The organism is Reyranella sp. (genome assembly GCF_030651995.1).
Lineage (GTDB): Bacteria > Pseudomonadota > Alphaproteobacteria > Reyranellales > Reyranellaceae > Reyranella.
Window position 1 is genome coordinate 50585 of sequence record NZ_JAUSBN010000005.1, and the last position, 25818, is coordinate 76402.

At 67.4% G+C, this 25818-nt stretch carries 21 protein-coding genes and 1 tRNA gene; 6 read left to right on the forward strand and 16 right to left on the reverse strand.

Going from position 1 to position 25818, the window contains the following annotated elements; translation table 11 throughout:
* Positions 1–89: 89 nt before the first annotated feature.
* Positions 90–174: transfer RNA gene (locus Q7V45_RS00940), tRNA-Leu, on the reverse strand.
* An 89-nt stretch (positions 175–263) separates the two neighbouring features.
* Here Q7V45_RS00940 and lipB point away from each other — a divergent pair.
* On the forward strand, positions 264–941 hold the full coding sequence (gene lipB / locus Q7V45_RS00945) for a lipoyl(octanoyl) transferase LipB (protein ID WP_304845478.1): 678 nt from the start codon (positions 264–266) through the stop codon (positions 939–941).
* Here the strand turns inward: lipB and Q7V45_RS00950 are convergent.
* The 8 genes from Q7V45_RS00950 to Q7V45_RS00985 form a co-directional block, all read right to left on the reverse strand.
* Positions 919–1200: an acylphosphatase gene (locus Q7V45_RS00950; protein ID WP_370692533.1), complete on the reverse strand. Its 282-nt coding sequence runs from the start codon at positions 1198–1200 to the stop codon at positions 919–921. The two genes, lipB and Q7V45_RS00950, sit on opposite strands and share 23 nt — an antisense overlap.
* 5 nt (positions 1201–1205) lie before the next feature.
* Positions 1206–3158 (reverse strand): acetyl/propionyl/methylcrotonyl-CoA carboxylase subunit alpha, encoded by a 1953-nt coding sequence (locus Q7V45_RS00955; protein ID WP_304846109.1) that lies wholly within the window; start codon positions 3156–3158, stop codon positions 1206–1208.
* A 131-nt stretch (positions 3159–3289) separates the two neighbouring features.
* Positions 3290–3466, reverse strand: a complete 177-nt coding sequence (locus tag Q7V45_RS00960; RefSeq protein ID WP_304845485.1) for a hypothetical protein — start codon at positions 3464–3466, stop codon at positions 3290–3292.
* A gap of 52 nt (positions 3467–3518) precedes the next feature.
* Positions 3519–5051 (reverse strand): acyl-CoA carboxylase subunit beta, encoded by a 1533-nt coding sequence (locus Q7V45_RS00965; RefSeq protein WP_304845488.1) that lies wholly within the window; start codon positions 5049–5051, stop codon positions 3519–3521.
* 48 nt (positions 5052–5099) lie between these two features.
* Entirely contained in the window at positions 5100–5972 is an 873-nt protein-coding gene (locus tag Q7V45_RS00970; RefSeq protein WP_304845491.1) for a phosphonopyruvate hydrolase, read from the reverse strand.
* An 8-nt stretch (positions 5973–5980) separates the two neighbouring features.
* Positions 5981–6697: an ATP12 family chaperone protein gene (locus Q7V45_RS00975; RefSeq protein ID WP_304845494.1), complete on the reverse strand. Its 717-nt coding sequence runs from the start codon at positions 6695–6697 to the stop codon at positions 5981–5983.
* A 98-nt stretch (positions 6698–6795) separates the two neighbouring features.
* Complete coding sequence (locus Q7V45_RS00980; protein ID WP_304845498.1) at positions 6796–8823, reverse strand: AsmA family protein; 2028 nt, start codon at positions 8821–8823, stop codon at positions 6796–6798.
* A 16-nt stretch (positions 8824–8839) separates the two neighbouring features.
* Positions 8840–9844 (reverse strand): RluA family pseudouridine synthase, encoded by a 1005-nt coding sequence (locus Q7V45_RS00985; protein WP_304845500.1) that lies wholly within the window; start codon positions 9842–9844, stop codon positions 8840–8842.
* Between the two features lie 35 nt (positions 9845–9879).
* Between Q7V45_RS00985 and Q7V45_RS00990 the strand changes: the two genes are divergently transcribed.
* Entirely contained in the window at positions 9880–10770 is an 891-nt protein-coding gene (locus tag Q7V45_RS00990; protein ID WP_304845503.1) for a dienelactone hydrolase family protein, read from the forward strand.
* A gap of 35 nt (positions 10771–10805) precedes the next feature.
* On the forward strand, positions 10806–12293 hold the full coding sequence (locus Q7V45_RS00995; protein ID WP_304845506.1) for a murein L,D-transpeptidase: 1488 nt from the start codon (positions 10806–10808) through the stop codon (positions 12291–12293).
* 3 nt (positions 12294–12296) lie between these two features.
* On the opposite strand, the gene Q7V45_RS01000 is transcribed toward Q7V45_RS00995, so the two are convergent.
* Both Q7V45_RS01000 and Q7V45_RS01005 read right to left on the reverse strand, forming a co-directional pair.
* Positions 12297–13586 carry a replication-associated recombination protein A gene (locus tag Q7V45_RS01000; RefSeq protein ID WP_304845509.1) on the reverse strand — a complete coding sequence of 430 codons (1290 nt, stop codon included), beginning with the start codon at positions 13584–13586 and terminating at the stop codon, positions 12297–12299.
* A gap of 20 nt (positions 13587–13606) precedes the next feature.
* Positions 13607–14980 (reverse strand): Do family serine endopeptidase, encoded by a 1374-nt coding sequence (locus tag Q7V45_RS01005; RefSeq protein ID WP_304845512.1) that lies wholly within the window; start codon positions 14978–14980, stop codon positions 13607–13609.
* A 136-nt stretch (positions 14981–15116) separates the two neighbouring features.
* On the opposite strand from Q7V45_RS01005, the gene Q7V45_RS01010 reads away from it, so the two are divergent.
* Entirely contained in the window at positions 15117–16118 is a 1002-nt protein-coding gene (locus Q7V45_RS01010; protein WP_304845515.1) for a tripartite tricarboxylate transporter substrate binding protein, read from the forward strand.
* Here Q7V45_RS01010 and Q7V45_RS01015 read toward each other — a convergent pair whose 3' ends face one another.
* The 3 genes from Q7V45_RS01015 to Q7V45_RS01025 all read right to left on the reverse strand — a co-directional run bounded on the left by Q7V45_RS01015 (position 16119) and on the right by Q7V45_RS01025 (position 20212).
* Positions 16119–17099: a 2-dehydropantoate 2-reductase gene (locus tag Q7V45_RS01015; protein ID WP_304845518.1), complete on the reverse strand. Its 981-nt coding sequence runs from the start codon at positions 17097–17099 to the stop codon at positions 16119–16121.
* A gap of 6 nt (positions 17100–17105) precedes the next feature.
* The gene (locus tag Q7V45_RS01020) at positions 17106–19397 is read right to left on the reverse strand and encodes an adenosylcobalamin-dependent ribonucleoside-diphosphate reductase (protein ID WP_304845521.1); all 2292 of its coding nucleotides are present in this window, start codon (positions 19395–19397) and stop codon (positions 17106–17108) included.
* Between the two features lie 80 nt (positions 19398–19477).
* Positions 19478–20212, reverse strand: coding sequence for a 1-acyl-sn-glycerol-3-phosphate acyltransferase (locus Q7V45_RS01025; RefSeq protein ID WP_304845526.1), 735 nt, complete (start codon positions 20210–20212; stop codon positions 19478–19480).
* 78 nt (positions 20213–20290) lie between these two features.
* On the opposite strand from Q7V45_RS01025, the gene Q7V45_RS01030 reads away from it, so the two are divergent.
* Positions 20291–20998 carry a zinc-ribbon domain-containing protein gene (locus Q7V45_RS01030; protein WP_304845528.1) on the forward strand — a complete coding sequence of 236 codons (708 nt, stop codon included), beginning with the start codon at positions 20291–20293 and terminating at the stop codon, positions 20996–20998.
* Positions 20999–21020: 22 nt separating this feature from the next.
* A complete protein-coding gene (gene hpt / locus Q7V45_RS01035) occupies positions 21021–21578 on the forward strand; it encodes a hypoxanthine phosphoribosyltransferase (RefSeq protein WP_304845530.1) in 558 nt (185 codons plus the stop codon).
* A gap of 252 nt (positions 21579–21830) precedes the next feature.
* Here hpt and Q7V45_RS01040 read toward each other — a convergent pair whose 3' ends face one another.
* Together Q7V45_RS01040 and Q7V45_RS01045 are read right to left on the reverse strand one after the other, a co-directional pair.
* Positions 21831–22688 (reverse strand): DUF3179 domain-containing protein, encoded by an 858-nt coding sequence (locus Q7V45_RS01040; protein ID WP_304845533.1) that lies wholly within the window; start codon positions 22686–22688, stop codon positions 21831–21833.
* A gap of 522 nt (positions 22689–23210) precedes the next feature.
* A complete protein-coding gene (locus Q7V45_RS01045; RefSeq protein ID WP_304845536.1) occupies positions 23211–25808 on the reverse strand; it encodes a TIGR02302 family protein in 2598 nt (865 codons plus the stop codon).
* Between the last annotated feature and the right edge of the window lie 10 nt (positions 25809–25818).

Genomic DNA, 25818 nt, shown 5'->3' on the forward strand with positions numbered 1-25818 from the left:
GTCTCCTCGCCTGAAAAACAAAAGGGCCGCCGGTTGGGATTTACCAACAGGCGGCGACCTCTCGTCTACCTTTTCATTCGAACCGGCGATGGTGCGGCCAAGAAGACTCGAACTTCCACGCCTCGCGGCACTAGCACCTCAAGCTAGCGCGTCTACCAATTCCGCCATGGCCGCGCCGGTTCGATGGCGCGGGGGATACCAAATCGCCCCCCCAGTGGCAAGGCGGGCTTGCACGAAGACCGGGAAGTGCCGATTTTGCCACAATGAACAGGCTCGAATGGCGCATCTCAGACAGCCCCGTCCCCTATGACGAGGCGCTCGCCGCCATGGAAGTGCGCGTCGCCGACATCCGCGCCGGACGGGCGGGCGAAATGGTCTGGCTGCTGGAGCATCCGCCGCTCTACACCGCGGGCACCAGTGCGCGGACCCAGGACCTGCTGCAGCCCGCGCGGTTTCCGGTCCACGTCGCCGGCCGCGGCGGCCAGTACACCTATCACGGCCCCGGCCAGCGGGTGGCCTATGTGATGCTCGACCTCAGGGCGCGCCGCCAGGACGTGCGCCGCTACGTCGCCGACCTCGAGGAATGGACGATCCGCACGCTCGGCCGCTTCAACGTCAAGGCGGAACGGCGGGAAGGCCGCGTCGGCGTCTGGGTCGTGCGGCCGGACAAACCGCCGCTGCCCGACGGCAGTCCCCGCGAAGACAAGATCGCGGCCATTGGCGTGCGCATCCGCCACTGGGTGGCGTTCCACGGCATCTCGATCAACGTCGAGCCCGACCTGTCGCACTATGCGGGAATCGTTCCCTGCGGCATCGCCGACCATGGCGTCACCTCGCTGGTCGATCTCGGCCTGCCGGTGACCCTGGCCGACCTCGACGCGGCGCTGGCCGAGACCTTCCAGGAAGTGTTCGGCGAAATCAGGCCGTCGGCAGCCGCGTAAAGCCCGACGGCAGGACATCGAGGTCGACCGGTTCGACGTCGACGGCGTCCACCCGCGCGAGCGTCGGGCCGCGGCGGCAGGCTTCGATCATCCTGCCCACGGCGTCGTCGTCCCCGCCGATCAGCGCCTCGACCGAGCCGTCGGCGCGGTTGCGCACCCAGCCGCTGAGGCCGAGCCGCTGTGCCGTCGCCATCGCCCAGTCGCGGTAGCCCACGCCCTGGACCCGACCGGTGATCGCGAGACGCGCCTGCAACGCCATCCCGCTCAGGCGAACTCGATGATCTTCTGGTCGACGCGCAGGCTGTCACCCGCCTTGGCGTGCAGCGTCTTGACCGTGCCGTCGCGCGTCGCGCGCAGCACGTTCTCCATCTTCATCGCCTCGACCACGGCCAGCGGCTCGCCCGCCTTGATCTCCTGCCCCTCGCTCACGGCGACCGAGGCCAGGAGGCCCGGCATCGGCGAGAGCAGGAACTTGGACGTGTCGGGGGCCGCCTTGACCGGCATCAGCGCATAGAGCTCGGCCTGGCGCGGCGTCAGCACCAGCACGTCCGCCTGGCCGCCTTCATGCGTCAGGCGCCAGCCGGAGCCCAGCGTATCGATCTGCACCACGACCGGATGCTGGTCGACGCTGGCGCGCATCAGCGGCTCGCCCGGCGTCCAATCGGATTCGATCTCGATCCGGCGGGCGTCGATGTCGACCGCGAATTCGAGGCCTCCGCCACTCACGGACACCGGCATCGCCGTGCGGTTGAGCATGACGACGCGTTCGGACTGCGGCGCGCCCGACCGATGGGCATGGATGCGATCCACCACGGCCGCGACCGCCGCCAGCACCGCCGGATCCTTCGGCGGCAGATGGGCCGCCGTGAAGCCGCCCTTGAACTCCTCGGCGATGAAGTTGGTGGTGAGCTTGCCGGCCCGGAAACGCGGATGCGCCATCAGCGCCGCGAGGAACGGCACGTTGTGCGACACGCCACGGACGTAGAACTCGTCCAGCGCGCGGCGCATGCGGTCGATCGCCTCGTCGCGCGTGTTCCCGTGCGTGCAGAGCTTGGCGATCATCGGGTCGTAGAACATCGAGATCTCGCCGCCCTCGTAGACGCCGGTATCGACGCGCACGTCAGGACCGGCCTCGGGCTCGCGATACTTCACGAGGCGCCCCGTGGAGGGCAGGAAGTTGCGGAACGGATCTTCCGCGTAAAGGCGCGCCTCGACGGCCCAGCCCTGCAGCTTCACGTCCTTCTGCTGGAACGGCAGCCTCTCGCCGGCGGCCACGCGGATCATCAGCTCGACGAGGTCGAGCCCTGTGATCAACTCGGTCACCGGATGCTCGACCTGCAGGCGCGTATTCATCTCCAGGAAGTAGAACTTGCGGTTCTTGTCGACGATGAACTCGACGGTGCCGGCGCTCTTGTATTTAACCGCCTTGGCCAGGGCGACGGCCTGCTCGCCCATCGCCTTGCGCGTTTTGGCGTCGAGGAACGGGCTCGGCGCCTCCTCGATCACCTTCTGGTGGCGGCGCTGGATCGAGCACTCGCGCTCCCACAGATAGATGCAGTTGCCGTGGCCGTCGGCGATCAGCTGGATCTCGATGTGACGCGGCTCCTCGACATACTTCTCGATGAACACGCGATCGTCGGCGAACGAGGCCTTGGCCTCGTTGGTCGCCGAACCGAAGCCTTCATGCGCCTCGGCATCGTTGTAGGCGATGCGCATGCCCTTGCCGCCGCCGCCGGCCGAGGCCTTGATCATGACCGGGTAACCGATCTTCTGGGCGATCTTCACCGCCTCGTCGGCATTGGGAATCGCCGCGAGATAGCCGGGGACCGTGCTGACACCGGCTGCCTGCGCGAGCTTCTTGGACTCGATCTTGTCGCCCATGGCGTAGATGGCGTGGGCGTCGGGACCGATGAAGGCGATGCCGGCCTCGGCCAGCGCCTTCTGGAAGGCCTCCTTCTCCGACAGGAAGCCGTAGCCCGGATGAACCGCCTGCGCGCCGGTCGCCTTGCAGGCCTCGACGATCTTGTCGATCAGCAGGTAGGACTGCGCCGAGGGCGGCGGTCCGATCAGCACCGCCTCGTCGGCCTCGCGCACATGCAGCGCGTCGGCATCGGCTTCGGAATAGACCGCCACGGTCTTGATGCCGAGCCGCTTGCAGGTCCGGATGACCCGGCAGGCGATCTCGCCGCGGTTGGCGATTAAAATCTTGTCGAACAGCGGTCCGTCGGCCGCGGGCTTCGCGCCCGGCGCCTTCTTCGCAACCGCGACGCCCTTTGATGCGCTCGTGGGCGCTTTCCGGGGCGCGCTCTTGGCGGCGACCCTGGCGACCTTCTTCTTGGCGGCCATGCTCACATTCCTTCTTTTCTGCGATCGAAGAAGCCCCTGGCCCACAGTGAGTGAGCGCCGATCAGGGGCAACCAGACGATGAGGACCCAGAGCCACCACGGATACTGACGGCTCACGATGAAATTAAGCGGGATGATCACGAGCAGCGCGAGAAGCCCGACCATCAGGTGCTTGCGCACGGTCCGGCCGCGCCTCATGCGCTCCTCGGGAGACAGGTGCACGGCGTCCCCGTCACAGAGGCACGTTGCCGTGCTTGCGCCACGGATTCTCGAGCTTCTTGGTCTCGAGCGTGGCCAGCGCCTTGCAGATCCGGCGGCGCGTACCGTGCGGCATGATCACGTCGTCGATGAAGCCGCGGTTGGCCGCCACGAACGGGTTGGCGAACTTCTGGCGATATTCCTCGGTGCGCGCCGCGATCTTCTTGGCGTCGCCGACATCGGACCGGAAGATGATCTCGACCGCGCCCTTGGCGCCCATCACCGCGATCTCGGCGCCCGGCCAGGCATAGTTCACGTCGCCGCGCAGGTGCTTGGACGCCATCACGTCGTAGGCGCCGCCATAGGCCTTGCGGGTGATCACCGTGACCTTCGGCACGGTGGCCTCGGCATAGGCATAGAGCAGCTTGGCGCCGTGCTTGATGATGCCGCCGAATTCCTGGGTCGTGCCCGGCAGGAAGCCCGGCACGTCGACGAAGGTCACGATCGGGATGTTGAAGGCGTCGCAGAAGCGCACGAAGCGCGCCGCCTTGCGCGAGCTGTCGATGTCGAGGCAGCCCGCCAGCACCATCGGCTGGTTGGCCACGAAGCCCACCGAGCGGCCGGCCATGCGGCCGAAGCCCACGACCATGTTGGCGGCCCATTCCGGCGACAGCTCGAAGAAATCGCCCTCGTCCACGACCTTCAGGATCAGCTCCTTGATGTCGTAGGGCTTGTTGGGGTTCTCGGGCACCAGCGTATCCAGCGAGAAATCGTCTCGATCGACCGGGTCGAGCGTGGCGCGGACCGGCGCCTTCTCGCGATTGTTCGAGGGCAGGAAGTCGACGAAACGGCGAAGCTGCAGCAGCGCCTCGATGTCGTTCTCGTAGGCGAGATCGGCCACGCCCGACTTCTGGGTGTGGGTGAGCGCGCCGCCCAGCTCTTCCTGGGTCACCGTCTCGTGCGTGACGGTCTTCACCACGTCGGGGCCGGTGACGAACATGTAGGAACTGTCCTTCACCATGAAGATGAAGTCGGTCATCGCCGGCGAATAGACCGCGCCGCCGGCGCAGGGGCCCATGACCATCGAGATCTGCGGGATCACGCCCGACGCGAGCACGTTGCGCTGGAACACGTCTGCATATCCCGCGAGCGAGTCGACACCCTCCTGGATACGCGCGCCGCCGGAATCGTTCAGGCCGAGCACCGGGGCGCCGACCTTCATCGCCATGTCCATGACCTTGCAGATCTTGGTGGCGTGCATGCCGGACAGAGCGCCGCCGAACACCGTGAAATCCTGGCTGAAGACATAGACCAGCCGGCCGTTGATCGTGCCATGGCCGGTGACCACGCCATCGCCCGGGATCTTCTGGTTCTCCATGCCGAAATCGATCGAGCGATGCTCGACGAACATGTCGTATTCCTCGAACGACCCGGGATCGAGGAGTGCGTCGATTCTCTCGCGCGCCGTGAGCTTGCCCTTGGCGTGCTGCGCCTCGATACGGCGTTCGCCGCCGCCCAGACGCGCCGCTGCCCGCCTGCGCTCGAGTTCTTCCAACATTTTCTGCATCTAAATCTCCGGCCCTCGGTCAGTTTTCGGCCAATAACGCGATCACGTCTAGCGCAGGAATCGCTTCTCGTTTTCCTTCACCGTTCCCATTCCCTGCAAATCGAATACCTCGTCGACCGTGGCAATACTCGCCTCGACGCTGTGAATTCCGCCGTCCTTGCGGATCTGGGCGAAGGTCGCCCGCATGGCACCGACGGCAGCCCGGATCGCATGGTTGCCCCAGATCAGCAGACCGACCTTCTCGAGTTCACGCACCCGCGCTACCGTCATCTGCGGATACGCGGTCGGCACCAATGCGATCGGCACCTTGCCGTCCCATGCCTTGATGAAAGCCTCGATCTCGTCCGGCGTCTTCTGCTTGGAATGGACCAGGATCAGGTCGGCGCCCGCGGCCTCGTAGGCCCGAGCCCGCTTCAGCGCCTCGTCCTGGCCGAGACCGGCGATCAGCGCCTCGGTGCGGGCCACGACGACGAGGTCGGGATCACGCCGGGCCGAACGCGCCGCCTCGATCTTGCCCTGGAACTCCTCAATGCGGACCATGTCCTGCCGGCCGCCGGCGATCAGGCTCGTGACCTTGGGAAAGCTCTTGTCCTCCATCACGATCGCACCGACGCCGGCGCGCTCATACTGCTCCACCGCATAGAGGACGTTGATGGCGTTGCCGAAGCCGGTGTCGATGTCGGCCACCACCGGCAGGCCCGAGCGCTCTGCGATCGCGCGCGTCATGTCGAGATGCTGGGTCATCGACACGATGCTGACGTCGGGCACGCCATACAGGGCGGACAGCTCGAAACCCGAGGCCCAGATCGCGTCGAAGCCCGCTTCCGCGGCCAGCATCGCCGACAGCGGGCTGTGCGCCGCCATCGCCTCGACGAGCCCCTTCTCGGCCATGACCTTCCGCAGCCTTGTGCCCGCTCCCATGAGTCCCCTCAGCCGCGCAGACGCGCGTTTTCCAGAAGTGAAAGAAAGCGCGCGCACGCCTCGATGTCCCGGCGCACGCCCTGGCGCTGCTTCTCCGCGATCGGGTCGTCGCCCCAACGATCCACCTGGTAGAGCTCGTCCATCTGGGCGGCGGCAAAGGCGGCGGCCGCATCGAGCCGCCCCTCCGACACCGCCAGCGCGATCACCACCGATCCCGTCGTGTGGGTGAGATTGTAGAGTCCCGACAGCGCCAGATCGCCGTGGGCCGACACCGCCTCCTGCAGCCTCGCCTTCGCCTCTTCGGGTTGGTCCACGAAGCCGATACCGTCGGCGGTGAGCAGCCCTGCGCCGTGCCGCTCGGCCGCCCACTCCAGCAACGGCTGCCACAGCTCCAGCTGCAGCTTCACCAGGCTGTCCGGCGCGGTCGCGCGATAGCAAAGGAGATCCGAGCCGGCATACTTGGCCGTATCGGCGATCACGTCGGCGCGCCGCGACATGACGCGGTCGATCCCGGTTGCGGCAAGACGCGTGAGCGGCAGGTGCGCGGCATTGATCTCGACCCTTTCGGGCACCGCCGCCCATTCGGCAGCGATGGCCTCGGCGAGTGCCCGCGTCGGCACGACCAGGATCGCCTTGGCGGGCGTCCGCATGGGCTTGCCGTCGAGCAGAACGCGAAAGCCGCCCTCCCCTTCATCGACGCCCGTATCCTTGTAGAAGCGCTTCATTCAGCTCCCGGTCATATCACGATGCGGAATTCACCGTTCTCCTGTCGCATCGTGGCGTCGGGATTACACGCGGTGCGAGGCCGCCGACAAGACCGCGGTTAGCGGCCCTGACTGCGCTGCGGACCGGGGGTGCGCGCTGGCGGCCGGGAGGCCCGCTGACGGACGTCAGACGTGGGCGCCGGCATCTGGGCCCGCAGACCGGGCCGCAGGGCCTCCACGCGAGGCGCCAGCACGGCACAGGCGTTGGCGCCGGCCTGCCGGCCCGCCTGCGCGACCTGTGCCACGAGGCTGGGAATCGGGCCGCCGCCGACCAGCAGCTTGGAGAGGTTGGGATCGACCGCACTCGCCGTGGCCTTGCCGGCGCCGCCCTTGATGCGCATCGGCACGGCGAGGGCCGCGTTCTGAGGGTCGCGTGCCTCGGGCGCCAGGATGAACTCCCAGCCGTCGGTGCGCAGGTGGAAATAGCCACCGCCGACCAGCACGCCGCGCGGCGTGTCGACGACCAGGCGCCGGAGGTTGGCGACACCGCTGCTGACCTCGAAACGTCCGGCGATGCAGTTGAACGGCACGCCGGCATCGGTGCCGCCCAGCAGCCGCTGCGTCTCCGGCGGCCAGTTGGCGAGCTGGCTGTGTGGCCACAGCCCCTTGCCCATGGCCACGTCGATCGAGCCATTGGCCGAGTTCAGGGCATCGCGCGTCGTGCGGCCACCGCCGCGCAGGCGAAGGTCGATATCGGCGACACCGTCGCGCAGGCCGAGGTCCAGTCCCAGCAACGTCGAGAGTTCCCCGAGCGAGACCCGATTGGCCGTGGCCGTCAGCGTGGTCTGCCCGACGCGGCCTGCCGGGTCGTAGACGAGATCGACGCCGGCGGAACCGCCGCCGACGGTGGCCGCCGCCCGGAACGTGAAGCGCGTCTCCCCCGATGCCAGCGTCACCGACGCGTTCTGCATCTTGGCGCCGAGGCCCACCACCTCACCCAGCCTGACGGTGACCGTCAGGGCGGAGCGGCCGAGCCAGTTCGCGACGAACGGCAGGGCCGGGATCAGGCGCGGCGGCTGCATGGGGGCCGTCGCGGGCGCGGGCGGCGCTGCCATCGCCGGCGGGGCCTTCAGTTCCGACACGTCGAGGCGCGTCATGTCGGCATTCACGATGATGATCGGGTGGCCCTTGCGGTCGACGCGGAACAGCGCCTCGCCGGCGGCCTCGCTCGAGCCGACCTTCAACGACGTGACCTCGACCTTGAAACCGTTGCGCTGCGTCGAGGCCTTGCTGTTCATCACATAGGGACCGCCCGCCGGAACGGGCAGGCGGATGTACGGCCCGAACACCGAAACGTCGGGGCCTTCCGAGTTGATCTGCAACGAAGTGCCCTTGGCGTTGACGCTGCCCTTGATCGAAATCCTGCCGCCGTCGAAGCCGCCCTGCAGGTCGATGTTGCCGGGCAATCCGGCCATCCAGCCATTGAACGACCCGGCCGTGCCCGTGAGCTCCATCGCCACGCCCTGCGCCACGCCGAACCGTCCCTCGACCTGCAGCGTCTGGTTCGGCGCCGGCGACTTCAGGGTCGCATTCGCAATCTCGAGCACGACGGGAGGCCGGCCCGCGCCTTCCGAGACGGTCAGCACCGAGTCGCGGACCTCGATGTTGCCGATCCAGGGAAAGGCCGGGGAGGTACGAAGCTTGAGCGAACGGTTCTCGCCGGGATGCGGCCCCGATCCATCGGGCGGCGGCAGCATCTCGAGGTTGCTATCGCCCACCTCGTTGCGCTCGACCAGGATGTCGGCGCCCTCGAGCAGGATACGCCCGATCTTGACCTCGCCCAGAAGCAGCGAAAACGGGTCGAGAAACAGCGTCATGCGGCGTACGCGCGCCAGCTCGGGCCGGGATCCCCAGGCCGCATTGGAGAGCGTGACGCCTTCGGCCACCATGGCCGGCTCGCTGCCGAGCTTCACGGAGAGCGGCACGCGGGCCGCCAGTTCGCGCCCGGTGACCTTGCGAACCTGTTCGGTCATGCGCGCCTGATAGCGCGAAAGGTCCCTGGTCGCGGCCCAGACGACTCCGACGACGGCGGCGATCGGCACCGCCACCGCCGCAATCACCGCCACGCGCTTCCAGGGAATCCGCATCCCGACCGATTCTCGCTCAAACCCCGTCCGTCGAAAAGCCAAATGCCTCGACGGTGCGGCGGAAGTGAGGTGGCGGCTCGGCTTGGGCCTTGAGTTCACCCTTGCCCGACGGATGCGGCAGCGAAAGCCGGCGGGCGTGAAGGTGGAGCCGGCGAGAATCGGCGACCGCCGCCAGCAGCGCTTCCTCGCCGCCGTACTTGCGGTCTCCGAGGATCGGGCAACCGATGGCGGCGCAGTGAACGCGAAGCTGATGGGTCCGGCCGGTGCGCGGCCACAGCGCCAGCAAGGCGGCGCGGTGGCCGGCCCGGTCGATCTCGCGGAAGTGCGTGAGCGCCTTCTGGCCGTTCTCCTCGTCAACCTGCATCAGTTCCCTGTCGAAGGCACCCGGCCGCTTGGCCAGGGGCAGGTTGATTGCGCCCTCCTTCTTGGGCGGCACGCCGACGACGATCGCCCAGTAGAGCTTCTCCGTCTCGCGGTCCCGGAACGACTCGGCCAGCCGCTTGGCCGCCTGGCCGGTCCGCGCGATCAGCAACAGCCCGCTCGTATCCTTGTCGAGCCGGTGGACCAGGCGCGGCCGCGGCTCGAAGCCGAATCGAAGCGCGTCCAGCATCCCGTCGATGTGCTTTTCCGTACCGCTGCCGCCCTGCACCGCCAGCCCCGGCGGCTTGTTCAAGACGATCACGTGATCGTCGCGATGGATCACCATGCTCTGGATCTCGGCGGCATCGCGGTCCGAGACGGTCGACGTCGCCGAAGCCTTGGGCTTGGGCGGCGGTGAATTCGTCACACCCGGCGGCAGGCGAACCGACTGCCCGGGTTCGACACGGTCCTTGCCCTCGGTCCGCTTGCCGTCGATCCGGACCTGGCCGGTGCGCAGAAGCTTCTGCAGCGCGCCGTGGCTCAACTCGGGGAAGTGGCGCTGGAACCAGCGGTCGAGGCGCATCCCGGCTTCGTCGTCGGTGACGGCGCGAGTCTGGACCTGGGTCTGTCGGCTACCAGCGGTCGCGGGGCTTTGGCTCATGGCGCACAAACTACGGGACAAGCTACACAGGGTCCATGGAATCGATGTCCTTCGACACGCTGACGTTCGACCATCCGACGGCCTGCCGACCGGCGCGAATCTCCGCGACCCTGCACATTCCCCACGGGAGGTCCGGTCCGGTGCCGTGCATGGTCATCCTGACCAGCAGCGCCGGCGTGCAGCGCCACCGCGAGCACTATTACGCCGAGCTGCTGAACGCCGCCGGCGCCGCGGCGCTGATCGTCGACAGTTTCCGGAGCCGGGGCGTTCGCCGCACCGTGGCCGACCAGAGCCTGGTCTCGGCGGCACAGATGGAGGGCGACGCCTTTGCGGCCCTCGCGCTGCTCCGCGCCGACCGCCGCTTCGATCCGGAGCGGATCGGCATCATGGGCGTCTCGAAGGGCGGCGTGGCGACGCTCAACGCCGCCCTCGCCGTGCGCCAGACGTGGCGACGCGGTTTCCCGCACCTGTTCGACATCCACGTCGCGCTCTGCCCCGGCGCGACCGCCCAGCATCGCGACGCCACCACACACGGAAGGCCGATGTTCCTCATGCTGGCCGCCAGGGACGACTACACGCCGGCCGAACTGGCGATCGAATACGCCGAACGCATGCGCGCGGCCGGCAACGACCGGATCCGGGTGAAGGTCTATGGCGGCGCCCATCACGGATGGGAATCTCTGGGGCCCGTCTTCGACATCAAGGACGCCGAGAACTGGTCGTGCTGCCGCAACATCATCGAGGATGACGGACGTCACTTCGTGCCCGCGCTGGGGCGGTCGATGGAGGAGCCGGAGTTCCAGGCTTGGGCGCGGCGGCACTGTGTCACCCGCGGCGCCCGTGCGGGCGGCGGGACGGCCGATCTGAAGCAGCGTGCCAGCGCCGACCTTATTGCCTTCCTGGCCGTTCACGGATTCGTGCGCTGATGGACGAATCGGCCTATTCTCATTATACTTGAACTGTGAATCGATCGCATTTTGTCGCCGCTTTCCTGGCGTTCGCGCTTTTCTTTTCGGGAGCATCGTCCTCCTACGCTTCGGGCGTCCTGTGGACCGGATCCGGCCCCGCGACGGCACGTGCCGAGGCCCTGCTGAAGGCACTGCGCAGCGCCGGAGATCACGGGCTGGAGCCCGCCTGGTACAACATCTCCGACGTCGAGAGGGCGATGGCGCCGGGCGCCGATCCGGGCGCTGCCGAAGCCATGTTGTCGGCCGCCTTCGTGGCCTATGCCAGCGACGTCTCGACCGGCCGTGTGCGGGCCAACCGGGTCGACAAGGACATCGACATCATCCAGCGCAAGGCCGACAGGGCCGAGCTGCTGCAGGCCGCCGCCGACGCGCCCGATTTCGCGGCCTATCTCGCCGCACTGCCGCCGAAGGGCGACTATCCGGCGCTGCAGAAGGCGCTGGCGGCCTGGCGCGAAAAGAAGACCAGGACGACCTACACCGCGATGCCCGACGGCAGCGCGTTGAAGCCCGGCATGATCGACGCCCGCGTGCCCATCCTGCGAACGCGCCTGGCCGAACTCGACTTCACGGTGCCGGCGGCCGGCGCCGTCGCCGACCTCTACGACGAGCCCCTGGTTGGCGTGGTCAAGTCGTACCAGGAGATGAAGGGCCTGACCGTCGATGGCGTGATCGGCGCCAAGACAGTGCGCTCGCTCAACACCACGATCGACGAGCGCATCCAGCAGATCGTCGCCAATCTCGAGCGCCGGCGCTGGCTGCCGGAAGATCTCGGCAGCCGCTTCGTCTACGTGAACACCGGCGACTATTCGATGATGTTCGTGAACGAGGGCAAGGTCGCCTTCCAGAGCCAGGTCATCGTCGGCACGCCGAAAGACCCGACGCCCGAGATTCAGTCGACCATGCGCGGCTTCCAGACCAACCCCTACTGGACCGTACCGCCGTCGATCGCCGGCGAGGAGTATCTTCCGATGCTGCGGCGTGACCCCAACGCCCTCGCCGGCAACGGCTTCAAGATCTTCGCGAGCTGGAGCCACGACGAGGAGCTCGATCCCAACACGATCGACTGGAGCTCCATCCATCCCAAGGCATTCCCGTATCGCATCCGGCAGGATTCGGGGGCATCGAACGCGCTGGGCTACATCTTCTTCCCGTTCAACAACAAGTACGGGATCTACATGCACGACACGGCGAGCCGCTGGCTGTTCACCGAGGGCAGCCGCAACTTCAGCCATGGCTGCATTCGCTTGCAGAACCCGCTCGACTTCGTCGAAAAGGTCTTCAACGGCAAGAACGGCTTCAGCAAGGAACGGGTCCTGCAGGTGATCAGGGACGGCCAGCAGGCCCACTACGCCTTCCCCGAGCCGATCACGCTCTACGTGACCTACCGGACCGTCAGCGCCAATCCCGACGGCGTGCCCACCTTCCGCGACGACGTCTACGGCCGCGACCGCAGGGTCGTGCGGGCGATGGCCAAGCCCTGAGGCTCAACGTTTCTTGTCCCTGAGCTTCTTCCAGTACTCGAGCCGCTTCACGATCTCGCGCTCGAAGCCGCGCTCGACGGGCTGATAGAACTCCTCGCGCGCCATGCCGTCGGGAAAATAGTTCTGGCCGGAGAAACCGTCGGCGGCATTGTGATCGTACTCGTAGCCCTTGCCGTAGCCGATCTCCTTCATGAGCTTGGTCGGCGCATTCAGGATGTGCATCGGCGGCGTCAACGAACCGTGTGTCTTGGCGGCGCGCTTGGCGGCACCGAAGGCGACATAGGCGGCGTTCGATTTCGGCGCGGTGCCTAGATAGATCACCGCCTGCGCGATCGCCAGCTCGCCTTCGGGGGAGCCCAGCCGCTCGTACGTCTCCCACGCCGCCAGGGTCTGGGTCAGCGCCTGCGGATCGGCCATGCCTATATCCTCGACGGCGAAGCGCACCAGGCGGCGGGCGATGTATTTCGGGTCCTCGCCGCCTTCGAGCATGCGCGCGAACCAGTAGAGCGCGGCATCGACGTCGGACCCGCGCAGCGACTTGTGCAGCGCGCTGATCAGGTTGTAGTGCGCCTCCTGGGCCTTGTCGTAGAGCGGTGCCCGCTTCTGCAGGAGCGTCGCCAGCCGCGCCGGCGGCACCGGCCCCTTGTCCTTCAGCTGCGCGAGCTGTTCGGCGAGGCCGATCATGTAACGGCCGTCGCCGTCGGCCATGGCGAACAGCGCCTGCCGGCCCGTCTCGTCGACCGGCAGCTTACGGCCGATCGCCTCCTCGACCCTCGCCAGCAGCGTCGACAGCGCCGCGTCGTCGAGGCGGCGCAGGACCAGCACCTGACAACGTGACAGGAGCGCGGCGTTCAGTTCGAAGGACGGATTCTCGGTGGTGGCACCGATCAGCGTGACCGTGCCGTCCTCGACATAGGGCAGGAAGCCATCCTGCTGGGCACGGTTGAAGCGATGGATCTCGTCGACGAAAAGCAGGGTGCCCTTGCCGTCCTTGCGGCGCTGGCGGGCCGCCTCGAACACGCGGCGCAGGTCGGCCACGCCGGAGAACACTGCCGACAGCGGCTCGAAATGGAGATCCACGGCCTCGGCGAGCAGCCGGGCGATGGTGGTCTTGCCGCAGCCCGGCGGGCCCCAGAGGATCAGGGAGCCGAGCTTGCGCGCCTCGAGCATCCGGCCGAGGGGCCCTTCAGGGCCGAGCAGGTGATCCTGGCCCAGGATCTCGCCCAGCGCCTTGGGGCGCAGCCGTTCGGCGAGCGGCGTCGGGGCGAGCGAGGCGAAGAGTTCAGCCGGCACGGCCCGACGCTTTCAGGGATTCAGCGGAACTGGACGGGAAACACCACGCCGTCCCGGCCGACGCTGATGCTGTTGATGCCGCTGGCGACGCGCTTCTTGAGCTCGGCGACGTTCTTCACCTCCTGGCCGTTGACCCCCAGGATCATGTCGCCGGGCCGCACGAAGCGACCGGCATAGGCGCCGGGCTTCACTTCGACGATGATGATGCCGGGACGCCATTCGGCCAGGCCCATCTCCTCGGCGACCGCCGGCGACATGTTGACGACCGAGGCGCCCGACAGGGGTTGCCGGCCCTCGAGCAGCGACAGGTCGCGCGGCGGGTCCTCGGGCGGCGCCGCGAGCTTCATGTCCACGACCACTTCCTTGCCGCCGCGCATGACCTTGACCGGCACGACGGTACCGACATTGAGCGTCGACAGCCTGAACCGCAGCGCCGCCTCGTCATCGATCGACTGCTCGCGAATGCCGACGATCACGTCGTTGCGCTTCAGGCCGGCGGCCGCGCCCGGACCGCCGACGAAGACGTCCTTCACGACCAGGCCCGCCGGCCGCGACAGGCCGAATCCCGCGGCGAGGTCGGGAGTTACGCGCTGCATGCTGACGCCCAGCCATGGCCGCACGATGCGGCCGCCCGTCGTACCGGTCGAGATCATGCGCTCGACGATGTTGGAGGGCGTGGCGAAGCCGATTCCCACCGAACCGCCGCTCTGAGAGTAGATCGCCGTATTGATACCGATCAGCCGGCCGTCGAGCGCAACCAGCGCGCCGCCCGAATTGCCCGGATTGATGGCCGCGTCGGTCTGCAGGAAGAAGTTCGAATCGTTGATGCCGCCGGCGCTGCGAGCCACCGCCGACACGATGCCGCTGGTCACGGTCTGGTTCAGGCCGAACGGATTGCCGATCGCCAGCACCATGTCGCCCACTTCGATCGAATCGGAATCGCGCAGCTCGAGGAACGGGAACTTCTCGTCGGAGCCCTCGATGCGCAGCAGGGCCAGGTCGTAGCGTTCGTCCTGGGTGATGAGCTTGGCCTCGAACTCGCGGCGGTCGGCCAGCACGACACGGATCTCGTCGGCGCCCTTCACAACATGAGCGTTGGTGACGATCAGCCCGTCCGCGCCCACCAGTACCCCGGAACCCAGCGAGTTCTGCACCCGCTCGCCGCCCTGCTGGGGCATGCCGGGAAATGGGAACGGGAGACGGCGCTGCACCCGCGCGGTGGTGGTCGTGTAGATGTTGACCACAGCCGGGGAGACGCGCTTGACCAGCGGGGCGAAGGAATAGGCGAGCTCGCTGCGCGAGTTCGGAAGCCCCTGCGCCATGGCGGCCGGCGCCACGGAAGTCGCCGCACCGCATCCCACGAGAACCGCCGCCAGAACCAGCCGCCGCATCATATAGACATCTCCTTGGTCGGCCCGGATTTGCGGACTCTCATGCGGCAAATCAAGGGCGGATATGCGCTGGCATATCGATTGCAAGGCCCGGGCACAACACGCCAGCCATTGGCGCGAGAGGAAACCGGAGCGCTTCATGAAACTGACCCGCCGTACCGTCCTGGCCGCATCGGCCGCCACCCTGGGCTCTTCGCTGGCCGCGCCCACCGTCAAGGCGAGCCCCGGCTGGCCGACCAAGCAGCCGATCAAGCTGATCGCCACCTTCCCGCCCGGCGGCACCGCCGACACGATTTCCCGCATCCTGGCGCCCAAGCTTTCGGTCGCTCTCGGCACCCAGGTGGTCGTCGAGAACCGGCCCGGGGCCGGCGGCACGATCGGCTCGGACCTGGCCGCCAAGGCCGCGCCGGACGGCTACACGCTCGTGATGTCGCACGCCTCGCCGCTCGGCATCGCACCGGGCATCTACCCCAAGCTGCCGTACAATGTGATCACCGACTTCACCCATGTGACCCTGATCGGCCACACGCCCAACGTCCTGATCGTGCCGGGCGATTCGCCCTACAAGACGCTGGCCGACTACATCGCCGCCGCCAAGGCCAAACCCGGCGAAATCGCCTTCGGCAGCTCGGGGATCGGCTCGAACACCCACCTGATGGGCGAGCTGCTCGGAAGCCTCGCCGGCGTCAAACTGAAGCACGTCCCCTACCGCGGCTCTGCGCCGTCGCTGCAGGACATGCTGGCGGGCACGATTCCCTCGATGTTCGACCCGATCACAACCAACGTGCCGCACATCAACACCGGCAAGGTCCGCCTGCTGGCGGTCAGCTCGGGCAAGCGGCTCGACATGTATCCGAACGCGCCAACCTTCGCCGAGCAGGGCTTCCCCAAGCTCACCACCTCGACCTGGGTCGGCATTTCAGGTCCCAAGGGCATGTCGCCGGACATCGTCGCAAGGCTCTATGACGAATTGCAGAAGGCCTACAAGGCGCCCGAGGTGGTGGAGCGCTTCAAGGAAGTGGTGCTGCTGCCCGGCGACAAGCCGATGACCCCGGCCGAATACACGGTCTTCGTCGGCGAGTTCGCCGCCCTGTGGGCCGGCGTCAGCAAGTCGGCGGGGATCGAACTCGAACTGGGGTGATCAGTTCGCCAGCAAGCCTCGGGTTCGCGCGAAAAGACGCGTGAGCCCGAGCAGGGCATCGATGTTCGGCGTGGGCACGCCGGTGCGCCTGCCGAGTTCGTGTACGACCGTCACGATGGCGTCGAGTTCGATCGGCCTGCCCCGCTCGGCGTCGACCAGCATGGACGTCTTGAAGGCGCCGAGCTCGCGGGTGACGGTGTGGCGGGCTTCCGGGTCTTGGTCGATGACGCATCCGATCCGGGCGCCGATGGCCGAGGCTTCCAACATCGCGGCGGAACAGAAGCCGCGCACCAGCGGATCGTCGAGCACGCGATCGCCGGTGGCGCCCGTGATCGCCGACACCGGGTTCATCGTCATGTTGCCCCAGAGCTTGTACCAGATGTCGTGACGGATCGCGGGCGACGAGGTGACTTCGAAGCCGGCCGTCGCCAGCAACGCTTCCACGCGCCCGAGGCGCTGCGAGGCGGAGCCGTCCGGCTCCCCGATGATCAGGCCCATTCCGCTGCGATGCTGGACGCAGCCGGGCTCGGTAGTGGCCGCGCTGAGATGCACGACACAGCCGATCACGTGGTACAGCGGGATCGCCCTCGAGAGGGCGCCGCCGGGATCGACGCTCTCCAGCGGCTGTGCGTCCAAGCCCTCGAGCCCTTGCGAGAACCACCAGGGCACGCCGTTCATGGCGGGCAGCACGATCGTATCCGGCCTGAGCAGAGGGCCGATCTGTGCCGCGATCGTCGCCAGGGCTGGTGCCTTGACGGCAATGACCACGAGATCCTGCGCGCCGAGGTCCCGCGCGGCCGACGACGCGCGAGCCTTGCCCGTGACGAGCTTGTCGCCCTGCCTGAGCCGCCAGCCGTTCGCGTTCAACGCCTCGAGCGTCTCGCCGCGCGCCAGAGCGCTCACGTCGGCCCCCGTATGTGCGGCGAGCCGCGCCCCGATCAAGCCGCCGATCGCGCCCGCGCCAACGATGCAGACCTTCATCTGGCGCTAGCCGCAGCGCGAGTAGCCGCAGTTCAGGCACACGTCGCAGCCCTCCTGGTGGGTGAGGGCTGCGGCGCCACACTGCGGGCACTGTCCCATCGAGGTGGCTGACCCGCCGCCGGCCGCGGGTTCCGGGGAGCCACCAGCGCCACCCGTGGCGAGGCGCATGCGCTCCTCGATCGCGTCGATCAACCGGGGTGATTCGGTGGGTGCCAGAAAGCCGATCTCGACCAGGTGGCGCTCGATCACACCGCCGATCGCTGCCAGCAGCGACGGCACGTAGCGGCCGCCCATCCACTGGCCGCCGCGCGGATCGAACACGGCCTTGAGCTCCTCGACGACGAAAGAGACGTCGCCGCCGCGGCGGAACACCGCCGAGATCATCCGCGTGAGCGCCACCGTCCAGGCATAATGCTCCATGTTCTTCGAGTTGATGAAGATCTCGAAGGGGCGACGTCGCCCGTCCTGCATCACGTCGTTGACGGTGATGTAGATGGCATGGTCGCTGCCCGGCCATTTGATCTTGTAGGTCCGGCCGGGAAGTTCCTCCGGCCGATCGAGCGGCGGGGCGAGGTAGACGACGTCGCTGTCGCGCGGTGCCACCGCCGCGACCGGCTTCTCGGCTTCCGCCGGCTTCACCTCCAGCACCGCACCGGTCACGTCGTTGGGACGGTAGGTCGTGCAGCCCTTGCAGTTCTGCGCATAGGCTTCCTCGTAGACGCCCTTGAAGGCGTCGAAGGAGATGTCGCGGGGCAGGTTGATGGTCTTGGAGATGGAACTGTCGACATAGTCCTGCGCCGCAGCCTGCATCGCCAGATGATCGGCGGGCGTGAGCGTCTGGGCATCGACGAAGACGTCGGACGGCGGCGCCTCGTTGCCCCTCATCTCGCGCCAGACCCGGAACGCGTAGTCGTCAACACTCTCCTCGCGCTTGGATCCGTCCGGCTGCAGGACATGACGTACGTAGCTGAAGGCGAACACCGGCTCGATGCCGGAGGAGACGTTGTCGGCCAGCAGCGAGATGGTGCCGGTGGGCGCGATCGAGTTCAGCAGCGCGTTGCGGATGCCGTAGCGGCCGATCGCCGTCCGGGCCTCCTCGGGCAAGGCCTTGATCGTCTCACCCGCCAGATACTTGCCGCGCTCGTAGAGCGGGAAACTGCCCTTCTCGGCGGCAATGTCAGCCGACGCCATGTAGGAGAGACGCTGCACGGCTCCCAGCCACTCGCGAGTCAGCCGCACCGCCTCGGGCGAGCCGTAGCGCACGCCGCAGAAGATCAGCGCGTCGGCGAGGCCGGTCACGCCAAGACCGATGCGCCGTTTGGCCTTGGCCTCCTTCTCCTGCTGCGGCAGCGGAAAGCGCGAGACGTCGATCACATTGTCGAGCATGCGCACGGCGAGCGGCACCAGCCGCTCCAGCACCTCGGCGTCGAGAGCGGCCTCCGGCGTGAACGGCGCCTTCACCAGCGCCGCGAGATTGATCGATCCCAGCAGGCAAGCGCCGTACGGAGGAAGTGGCTGCTCGCCACAGGGGTTCGTTGCCTGGATGGTCTCGCAGTAGCGCAGGTTGTTGCGCCGGTTCACGCGGTCGATGAAGATGACGCCGGGCTCGGCCACGTCGTAGGTGGCGCGCATGATACGCTCCCACAGCGCTTTGGCCTTCACCGTCCTGAAGGTCCTGCCGCCGAACACCAGCGGCCAGTCGGCCTCCGCCTCGACCGCCTTCATGAAGGCATCGGTGACCAGCACCGAGACGTTGAACATGCGCAGCCGCTTCGGGTCGCGCTTGGCGTCGATGAAGGCCTCGATGTCGGGATGGTCGCAGCGCAGGGTCGCCATCATGGCACCGCGCCGCGAGCCCGCGCTCATGATGGTGCGGCACATCGAGTCCCACACATCCATGAACGACAAGGGGCCCGACGCGTCGGCGCCGACGCCCACCACGGGAGCGCCCTGCGGGCGAAGGCTCGAGAAATCGTGCCCGATGCCGCCGCCCTGCTGCATGGTGAGGGCCGCCTCGCGCAGGTTCTCGAAGATGCCCGACATGTCGTCGGGGATCGTGCCCATCACGAAACAGTTGAAGAGCGTGACCGTCCGCCCGGTGCCGGCGCCCGCCATCACCCGCCCGGCCGGCAGGAACTTGAAGCCCGACAGAGCCTCGTGGAAACGGCCCGCCCAGAGCTCCGGATCGCGCTCCGGCGCCGCAAGCGCCCGGGCGACACGCCACCAGGTCGCGTCGAGGTCGGCGTCCGGAGTCGCGGCCACGCTGCCACCCGGTGCGCTCTTGAAGCGGTATTTCATGTCCCAGATCCGCTGGGAGACGGGAGCCCATTCCATCTCGAAAACCTAGGCCCAAGGCCCGTCGATATCAACAGATCGTTCTATCTTTGTTCGCGCCTGCGGGCTGCAGCAACGAGCCGGTTCGTTGCCCCCTCGATGCGCTCGCGCAGGGTGGCCATGAACACGTCGCGGCCCAGACCCGGCGGGATCGCCGGCAGGATCTCCACGTCGATGACGCCCGGCCATTTGATGAACTTGCGGCGCCCCCAGAACAGGCCGGAGTTCAGCGCGACCGGGACGACGGGTACGCCGAGCTGTCGGTAGAGCGCCGCCGTGCCCACCTGGTAGGACTTCTCGTCCCCGACGGCGACGCGCGTGCCCTCGGGGAAGATCAGGATCGACCGCCCCTCTTGCAGCGTCGCCTTGGCCTGCTTCACCAGCCCGCGCAGCGCCTTGGCGCCGTCGCCGCGCTCGACGGCGATGTTACCGGCCCGCGCCATCGCCCAGCCGACGATCGGGATCAGGACCAACTCGCGCTTCATCACGGTGGCGGCGCCGGGAAACAGGCGCGAGAAAGCCAGCGTCTCCCATGAGGACTGGTGCTTGCAGGCGAAGATGACCGGGCCCGTCGGCATGTTCTCCAGCCCGCCGACGCGATGCGTCAGCCGGCAGGTGATCCGCAGCCACCACAGGCAGAAGTCGATCCACACCAGCGACCAGGCGACCACGAAGCGCCGCGGCATCAGCAGGATCGGCGAACCGGCGATGGCGAGAATCGTGGTGCCGACATACCAGCCGACATTGAAGAAGAACGAGCGCAGCCGGAGGCCAATCATCTCAAAAGTATTCGCGAGCGAGGTGTTGCTTGTATGCCAACTTGTAGTGGCCTAGTGTCGCCGCGCAAAGGACATCTGGTGGGGCATACCCCGCTCATCATGCAGCTTACCTGTTCCAATTGCGGCGCGCGATACGCCGTCGACCCCTTGGCGATCGGCCCGACAGGTCGCACTGTCCAGTGCGTCCGCTGTAGCCATCGCTGGTTCCAGAAGCCCGATGCGCCGCCGGTTGGCGAATCCCCGTCGGAAGCACCGCCCGCGCCGGCCGTCACCGCGCCCGATATCGTGATCCGGCCCTCGACTCCCGGCGCCGGCCTGCCCGCCCTGACCACGCCCGCTGCGGCCAAGAGGAGGAACTGGGGCACCTGGATCGCCTATGCGATCGTTCTGGTCGTGCTGCTGGGGGGCGCGGGCTATGCCTATCGCGACCAGATCAAGGCACGGCTGCCCGCCTCCTGGCGCGCGATGCTCCATCTCGACGTTGCGAACCCGACGGCCAATCCGTCTCGGGTCGCGCGCGCGCATCTCGGAATCGACATGTCGACCACCAAGATCGATCTCATCGACGGGCGTTATGTCGTCCTGGGCGAGTTGATCAATACCGGCACGGCGCCCGGCTCGACCCGCAGCCTGAAGCTGGTCTTCCGCGCTGGTGAGCAGGTCCTGGCCGAGCGCGCGATGCCGCTGGTCGAGGGGCCGATCGCCCCCGGCGCGCGACGGAGCTTCAGCCTGCCGCTTGACGAGCCCCCCTCGGGTGCGACCAACATCGTGCCAACCGTCGACTAGCGCCCACTGACGAGAGTTCACGTTGCCCGACCGCACCACCTCCGACCGTCCGGTCGTTTCGATCCGCTTCTCCGCCGCCGAGATCGCCGCGCGCGTCGAGGAGATGGCTACCGATCTCTCGGAGAAGCTCGCATCCGACACGCTGGTCGTTTCGGTCCTGAAAGGCAGCTTTGTCTTCGCCGCCGACCTGATCCGCGCGCTGAGCCGTGCCGGCGCCGACTGGTCGATGGATTTCCTCACCCTGTCGAGCTACGGCAGCGGCACCGAGACGAGCGGCAACGTCCGCGTCGTGCGCGACATCGTCGACGACGTGCGGGACCGCGACGTGCTGCTGGTCGACGACATCCTCGAGTCGGGCCTGACGCTCAGCTTCGCCAAGAAGCTGTTGGAGGAACGCGGCGCCCGTCGCGTCTCTATCTGCACTCTGCTCGACAAGCCGGCCAAGCGGCGCATCGATCTGGAGGCCGACTTCGTGGGCTTCGAGGCGGGCGACGAATTCCTGGTCGGCTACGGTCTCGACTGGGCCCACCGCTTTCGAGGCCTGCCCTATATCGGCGTGGTCGAGAAGACGGCAGAGTAGCGGCCTGCCCGCACAGCCGAAGACAGAAGTCCTTTCGTACTGAGCGGAGCGCAGCGCCGTCGAGAGATTCGACTGCGCCGCCCTGAGGGCGGCTTCGCTGAGGCGACGGGGATTCTCCCAGTACAGCACTCACGACGTCATGGATCGCCCGAAGTTCAGCTTCCTGGATACTTGAACTTGGATTCCGGCGGGTCAGCAAGAAATGCGCCCACTTGTGCGAAGAAGGCCGTCGATCGTTGCCACGAGACGCCGCTACTCGGAATGAATTCGTCCATCGGGTCGCAGAGCCTTGAAGGCGAAGGCGAAGCTCAGATCGTGTACGACATCGACAAAGCCGCGGGCCTCATACCGCTGCACGACGACATTGCCGATGTCGCGCCCCTCGCTGGTATCCGCTGTATCCAGGGGCGAACTCTGCCCGGCGACCCATGTAAGCACCAAGTCGGCGTGTTCGATGCGGCCCCTGTTACGCAGCAGTTCCAGGGGCCAAGCGTCGTTTCCGACCGACACCACGCGGGCCAAGGCCGGCACCGGGCCGACATAGTCGCCATAGAAGAGAAACGGCCAGTGTTCGGTGTCGTAGCCGGCATAGGGGTTGCGGCCGTACGGCTTGCCGAGCGCCGGGTCTTCCACGAGAACGCGCCCCGTCGGGAACCGGGCAACGAAGCGCGCACGTGATTCCACACGTACCGGCAACGCACGCAACTTCAATCCGGTCATTTCGCCTGCGATTGCCTCGCCGGCAAACTGTTGCCACCAACTCTCGGTCTGGCGATCGTACATGATCATGTCTGAGTGCCGCAGCAGGCCACTGACGCCGAAGTCCAGAACGCCGCGCACGGTCCGACGGTCGAACACCAACGATGAGTTGCACAGCGGACAATAGGTCACGACGACCGGCACGCCTCCCACCGTGTCGTTGACGATTTCGTGCCACAGGAGAGTTCGCAGCGGATAAGCACGCGCATCACTGCCGATCTCCAGCGCGATCACCGGCTCGGTCGGTGCGAGGCCGGCGTCGGCTGCCGGCTCGAAACGCGGATCGTCGATGGCCGGAATGCCATCGCGCGGTGGACCGCCAGAAAAGATCTCGGACGCGGCGACGGCCATCCGACTGAAGTCGGTGCGCGGCCAAGCATGCCGCATCCACTGAGGGACGGCCGCTGGTTGCGCCTGGGAGTGTTGGCTCAGGAGCGCAGGGGCCAAACCAAGCAGGCCGATCGCGGACCGACGTGTGCATGGCCGTGCCACGGAAGTCTCGCCTGGTTTGCGGTACGCATCTGTGGTGCAAGGGCTTCGCATCATCCCATGTTCCAGCGTTAGCCGTTGTCGGGCGGGCGGCGATGGACATGCCAATCCGACGAAAGTGCTCCGGGACCGTACGCCAACAGGACCATCGGCACCGCAACCCGTCTGGAAAAGGCGCGATGTTTCATGCCCTGATCTCCATCATCGCACTCCACCCGAACCGACTCTCTCCAAATAGCCTTTAGTGTTGAAGAGCTTAGCGTTCTGCCGACCGAATACAGACAGGCAGAGCATGCCACGCGAAGCGTGCAGGCCCGTTCGGCCAGCAAGCCGGTCTCTGGAGTAACACTCGACCCGTTCCACGATCCGTCTGCGAAGTGCAGGCTAATATGTCTTCAGCAGCCGATCGATATAGTCGAGTTCTTCCTTCGGACGCAGCTGCTCGCCGGCGCGGCGGCGCAGCTCATCGAGGATCTCGCGGCTGCGCTGGCGCTCCAGTTCGAGCGGCACCCGGTCGGCGCCGGAGTCGATCGCGTCGCCATAGTTTCCATCGGAGCGGCCCAGCGGGTCGCGGTCCTCGCTCCGGCTCTCGCGCTCCTCGATCTCGGCGATATCCTGATTGTTGCCCGGACCGCGTTGCTGGCGCAGCTGCTCGGCCATGTCGCCCATGCCCTGCTGAAGATTGTCCAGTGCCCGGCGCTGGGCGCGGGACGCCTCGCGCGGGTCGCCGCGACGGAGCGCCTCCTCGGCCTCGCGCATCGAGCGCTCCGCCCGGCCCAGCGATTCCGGCATCTGCAGGCCATTCTCGTCGAGCTTCTTCATGAAGTCGCCCAGCCGGCCGCGCAGGCCTTCCTGCTGGCCGCGCTGCTGATCGCCCCACTGGCCCTGCCCCTGACCGGGTTGGCCCTGGCCCTGCTGGCCCTGCTGGCCCTGTTGTCCTTGCTGGCCCTGCTGGCCGCGCTGACCTTGCTGTCCCTGCTGACCGCGCTGGCCCTGCTGCTGGCGGCCTTCGCGCTCGGACTCGCCCAGTAGCTGGTTCTGCCGGCGCGACAGCTGGTCGAGCTGGTTCATCATCTCGCGGCCCTGCTGGTTGCCCTGGCCTTGCTGGCCGCGCTGTCCCTGCTGCTGACGCTGCTGCTGGCCGTTGGGGTTCGCCATCATCGGGGTGGCGTTCTCCATCATCTTGCGCAGCTCCTCGAGCATGCGCTTGGCCTCTTCGCGCTGGCCGTTCTTCGCCATCTCGCGAATCTTGTCGAGCATCTTCTGCAGGTCGTCGCCGGTGATGGTGTTGTTCGGATCCATCTTCTCCGCCTGCTCTTCCATGCGGCGGCGCTCGTCGGGATCCTTCATCTTCTCTGCCAGCTCACGCTGCCACCGCGCCATGGCGTCATAGAGCTGCTGGATCAGCTTCTCGATCTCCTCGTCACCGGCCTGGCGCTGCATGGCCTCCTGCAGTTCCTGGCGGGCCTGCTCGACGGCGCGCTCGGCGTCGGACGTGGCGCCGCCCTCGAGGCGCATGGCGAGGTCCCAGAGGAGTTTCTGCGTGTCGTCGATCGTCTCCTTGTTGTCGTTCTGCGCGAGCCGCACCGAGCCGATCCGCAGGCCGAGTTGGACGACCGGATCCTCGCGATAGCTCGACGGATTGCCGTGGATCATGCGCATGCCGTCGGCGACATCGATCCGGTAGCCCTTGGGATCGCGGGTCAGCGCCTTCCGCAGCACGATCAGGGCGCGCGCCGTCGGGTCGTTGAACACCCGCTCGGGCAGCAGGAAGGTCTCGACCGAGCTGCGGCCCTTCTGGCCGAGCGCGTCGGTGGCGAAAAGCATCACCGTGACCTTGAGGCCGGCCCACGGATGGCTGGTCAGGTCGCGCACGAAGGTGTCGGAAATCTTCTTGGCGTTGCCTGCGACCGGCAGGTCGATGCGCAGCACTTCCGGCTCCTCGTCGCTGCTGAGCGCATCGTCGCCCAGCACGCTGCCGTGCAGGCGCATCTGGAGCTGGACGCCGGTGATGCCGAAATCGTCGCCGGCGAGGTACTCGACCTTGGTCGACCACTTGTCGACGCCGATCGGGCGGGTGAAGTCGATGGTCGGGGCGAGGTCGGGAATGACGTGGAGCTTCCAGCGCGCCTGCTCGTCACCGCGCGCCTGCAGGGTGATCTGTTTACCCTCGGTGATGACCTCCTCGACCTGGTACTTGCCCTTGCTGACGGTCGAGAATTCGGTGGCCTTGCCGTCGATCGAGAGCTGGGGCGGCTTGCGGCCCCGCACATCGTCGACGAAGCCCGCGATCTTGCTGCCGGCGGGAACGCGCAGCACCTTGTCGGGATCGGCCATGTCCAGATAGACCGGCGGCTTGCCGGTATAGGCCGGCGGCGCGATCCAAAGGTTGGCGACGACCGGCGGCGGCGGCGGGAAGGCCGGCGTCACGGCGGCGGCCATGCGGTCGCTGCGCCAGCCGCCCGCCACGGCGATGGCGACGACCAGGGCCAGAAGCGGCACGAAACGCAGGGCCCATTTATCGAGGCTGGCGAGGCCCGGATGGGCCGGCCGGTTGCTCAGGCCGGCGAGGCGCCCGGCCTCGCGGCGGCGATGGGCCTCCCACAGGGCCACGGCCATCGGGTCGGCATTGCCGGCGGCCAGATGGTCCTGCATGGCAACGAGAGGACGATGCGGAATGTCGCTGTCGCGCTCGAGCCGGCGGATCGACGCTTCCCGCGTGGGCCAGGCGAAATCACGCAGGCGCCACCAGGCGAGACCGGCGAAGGCGATCGCGATGGCGGCCAGGATGCCGGTATGCACCCACGGATCCAAGCCGGCGAACAGGTCGAGATGGGCCGAGGCAACGAACAACGCCACGAACGAAAGAAGTGGCACGAAACGCGGCCACAGGCCTTCCCATGCCAGAGCCGCCCGCGCCAAACCGATCTTGCGTCCCAGCCCTGGGGCCTGGATCGTCGGGGTGGTCTGGCTGGCGTCCATCGACGTCCTT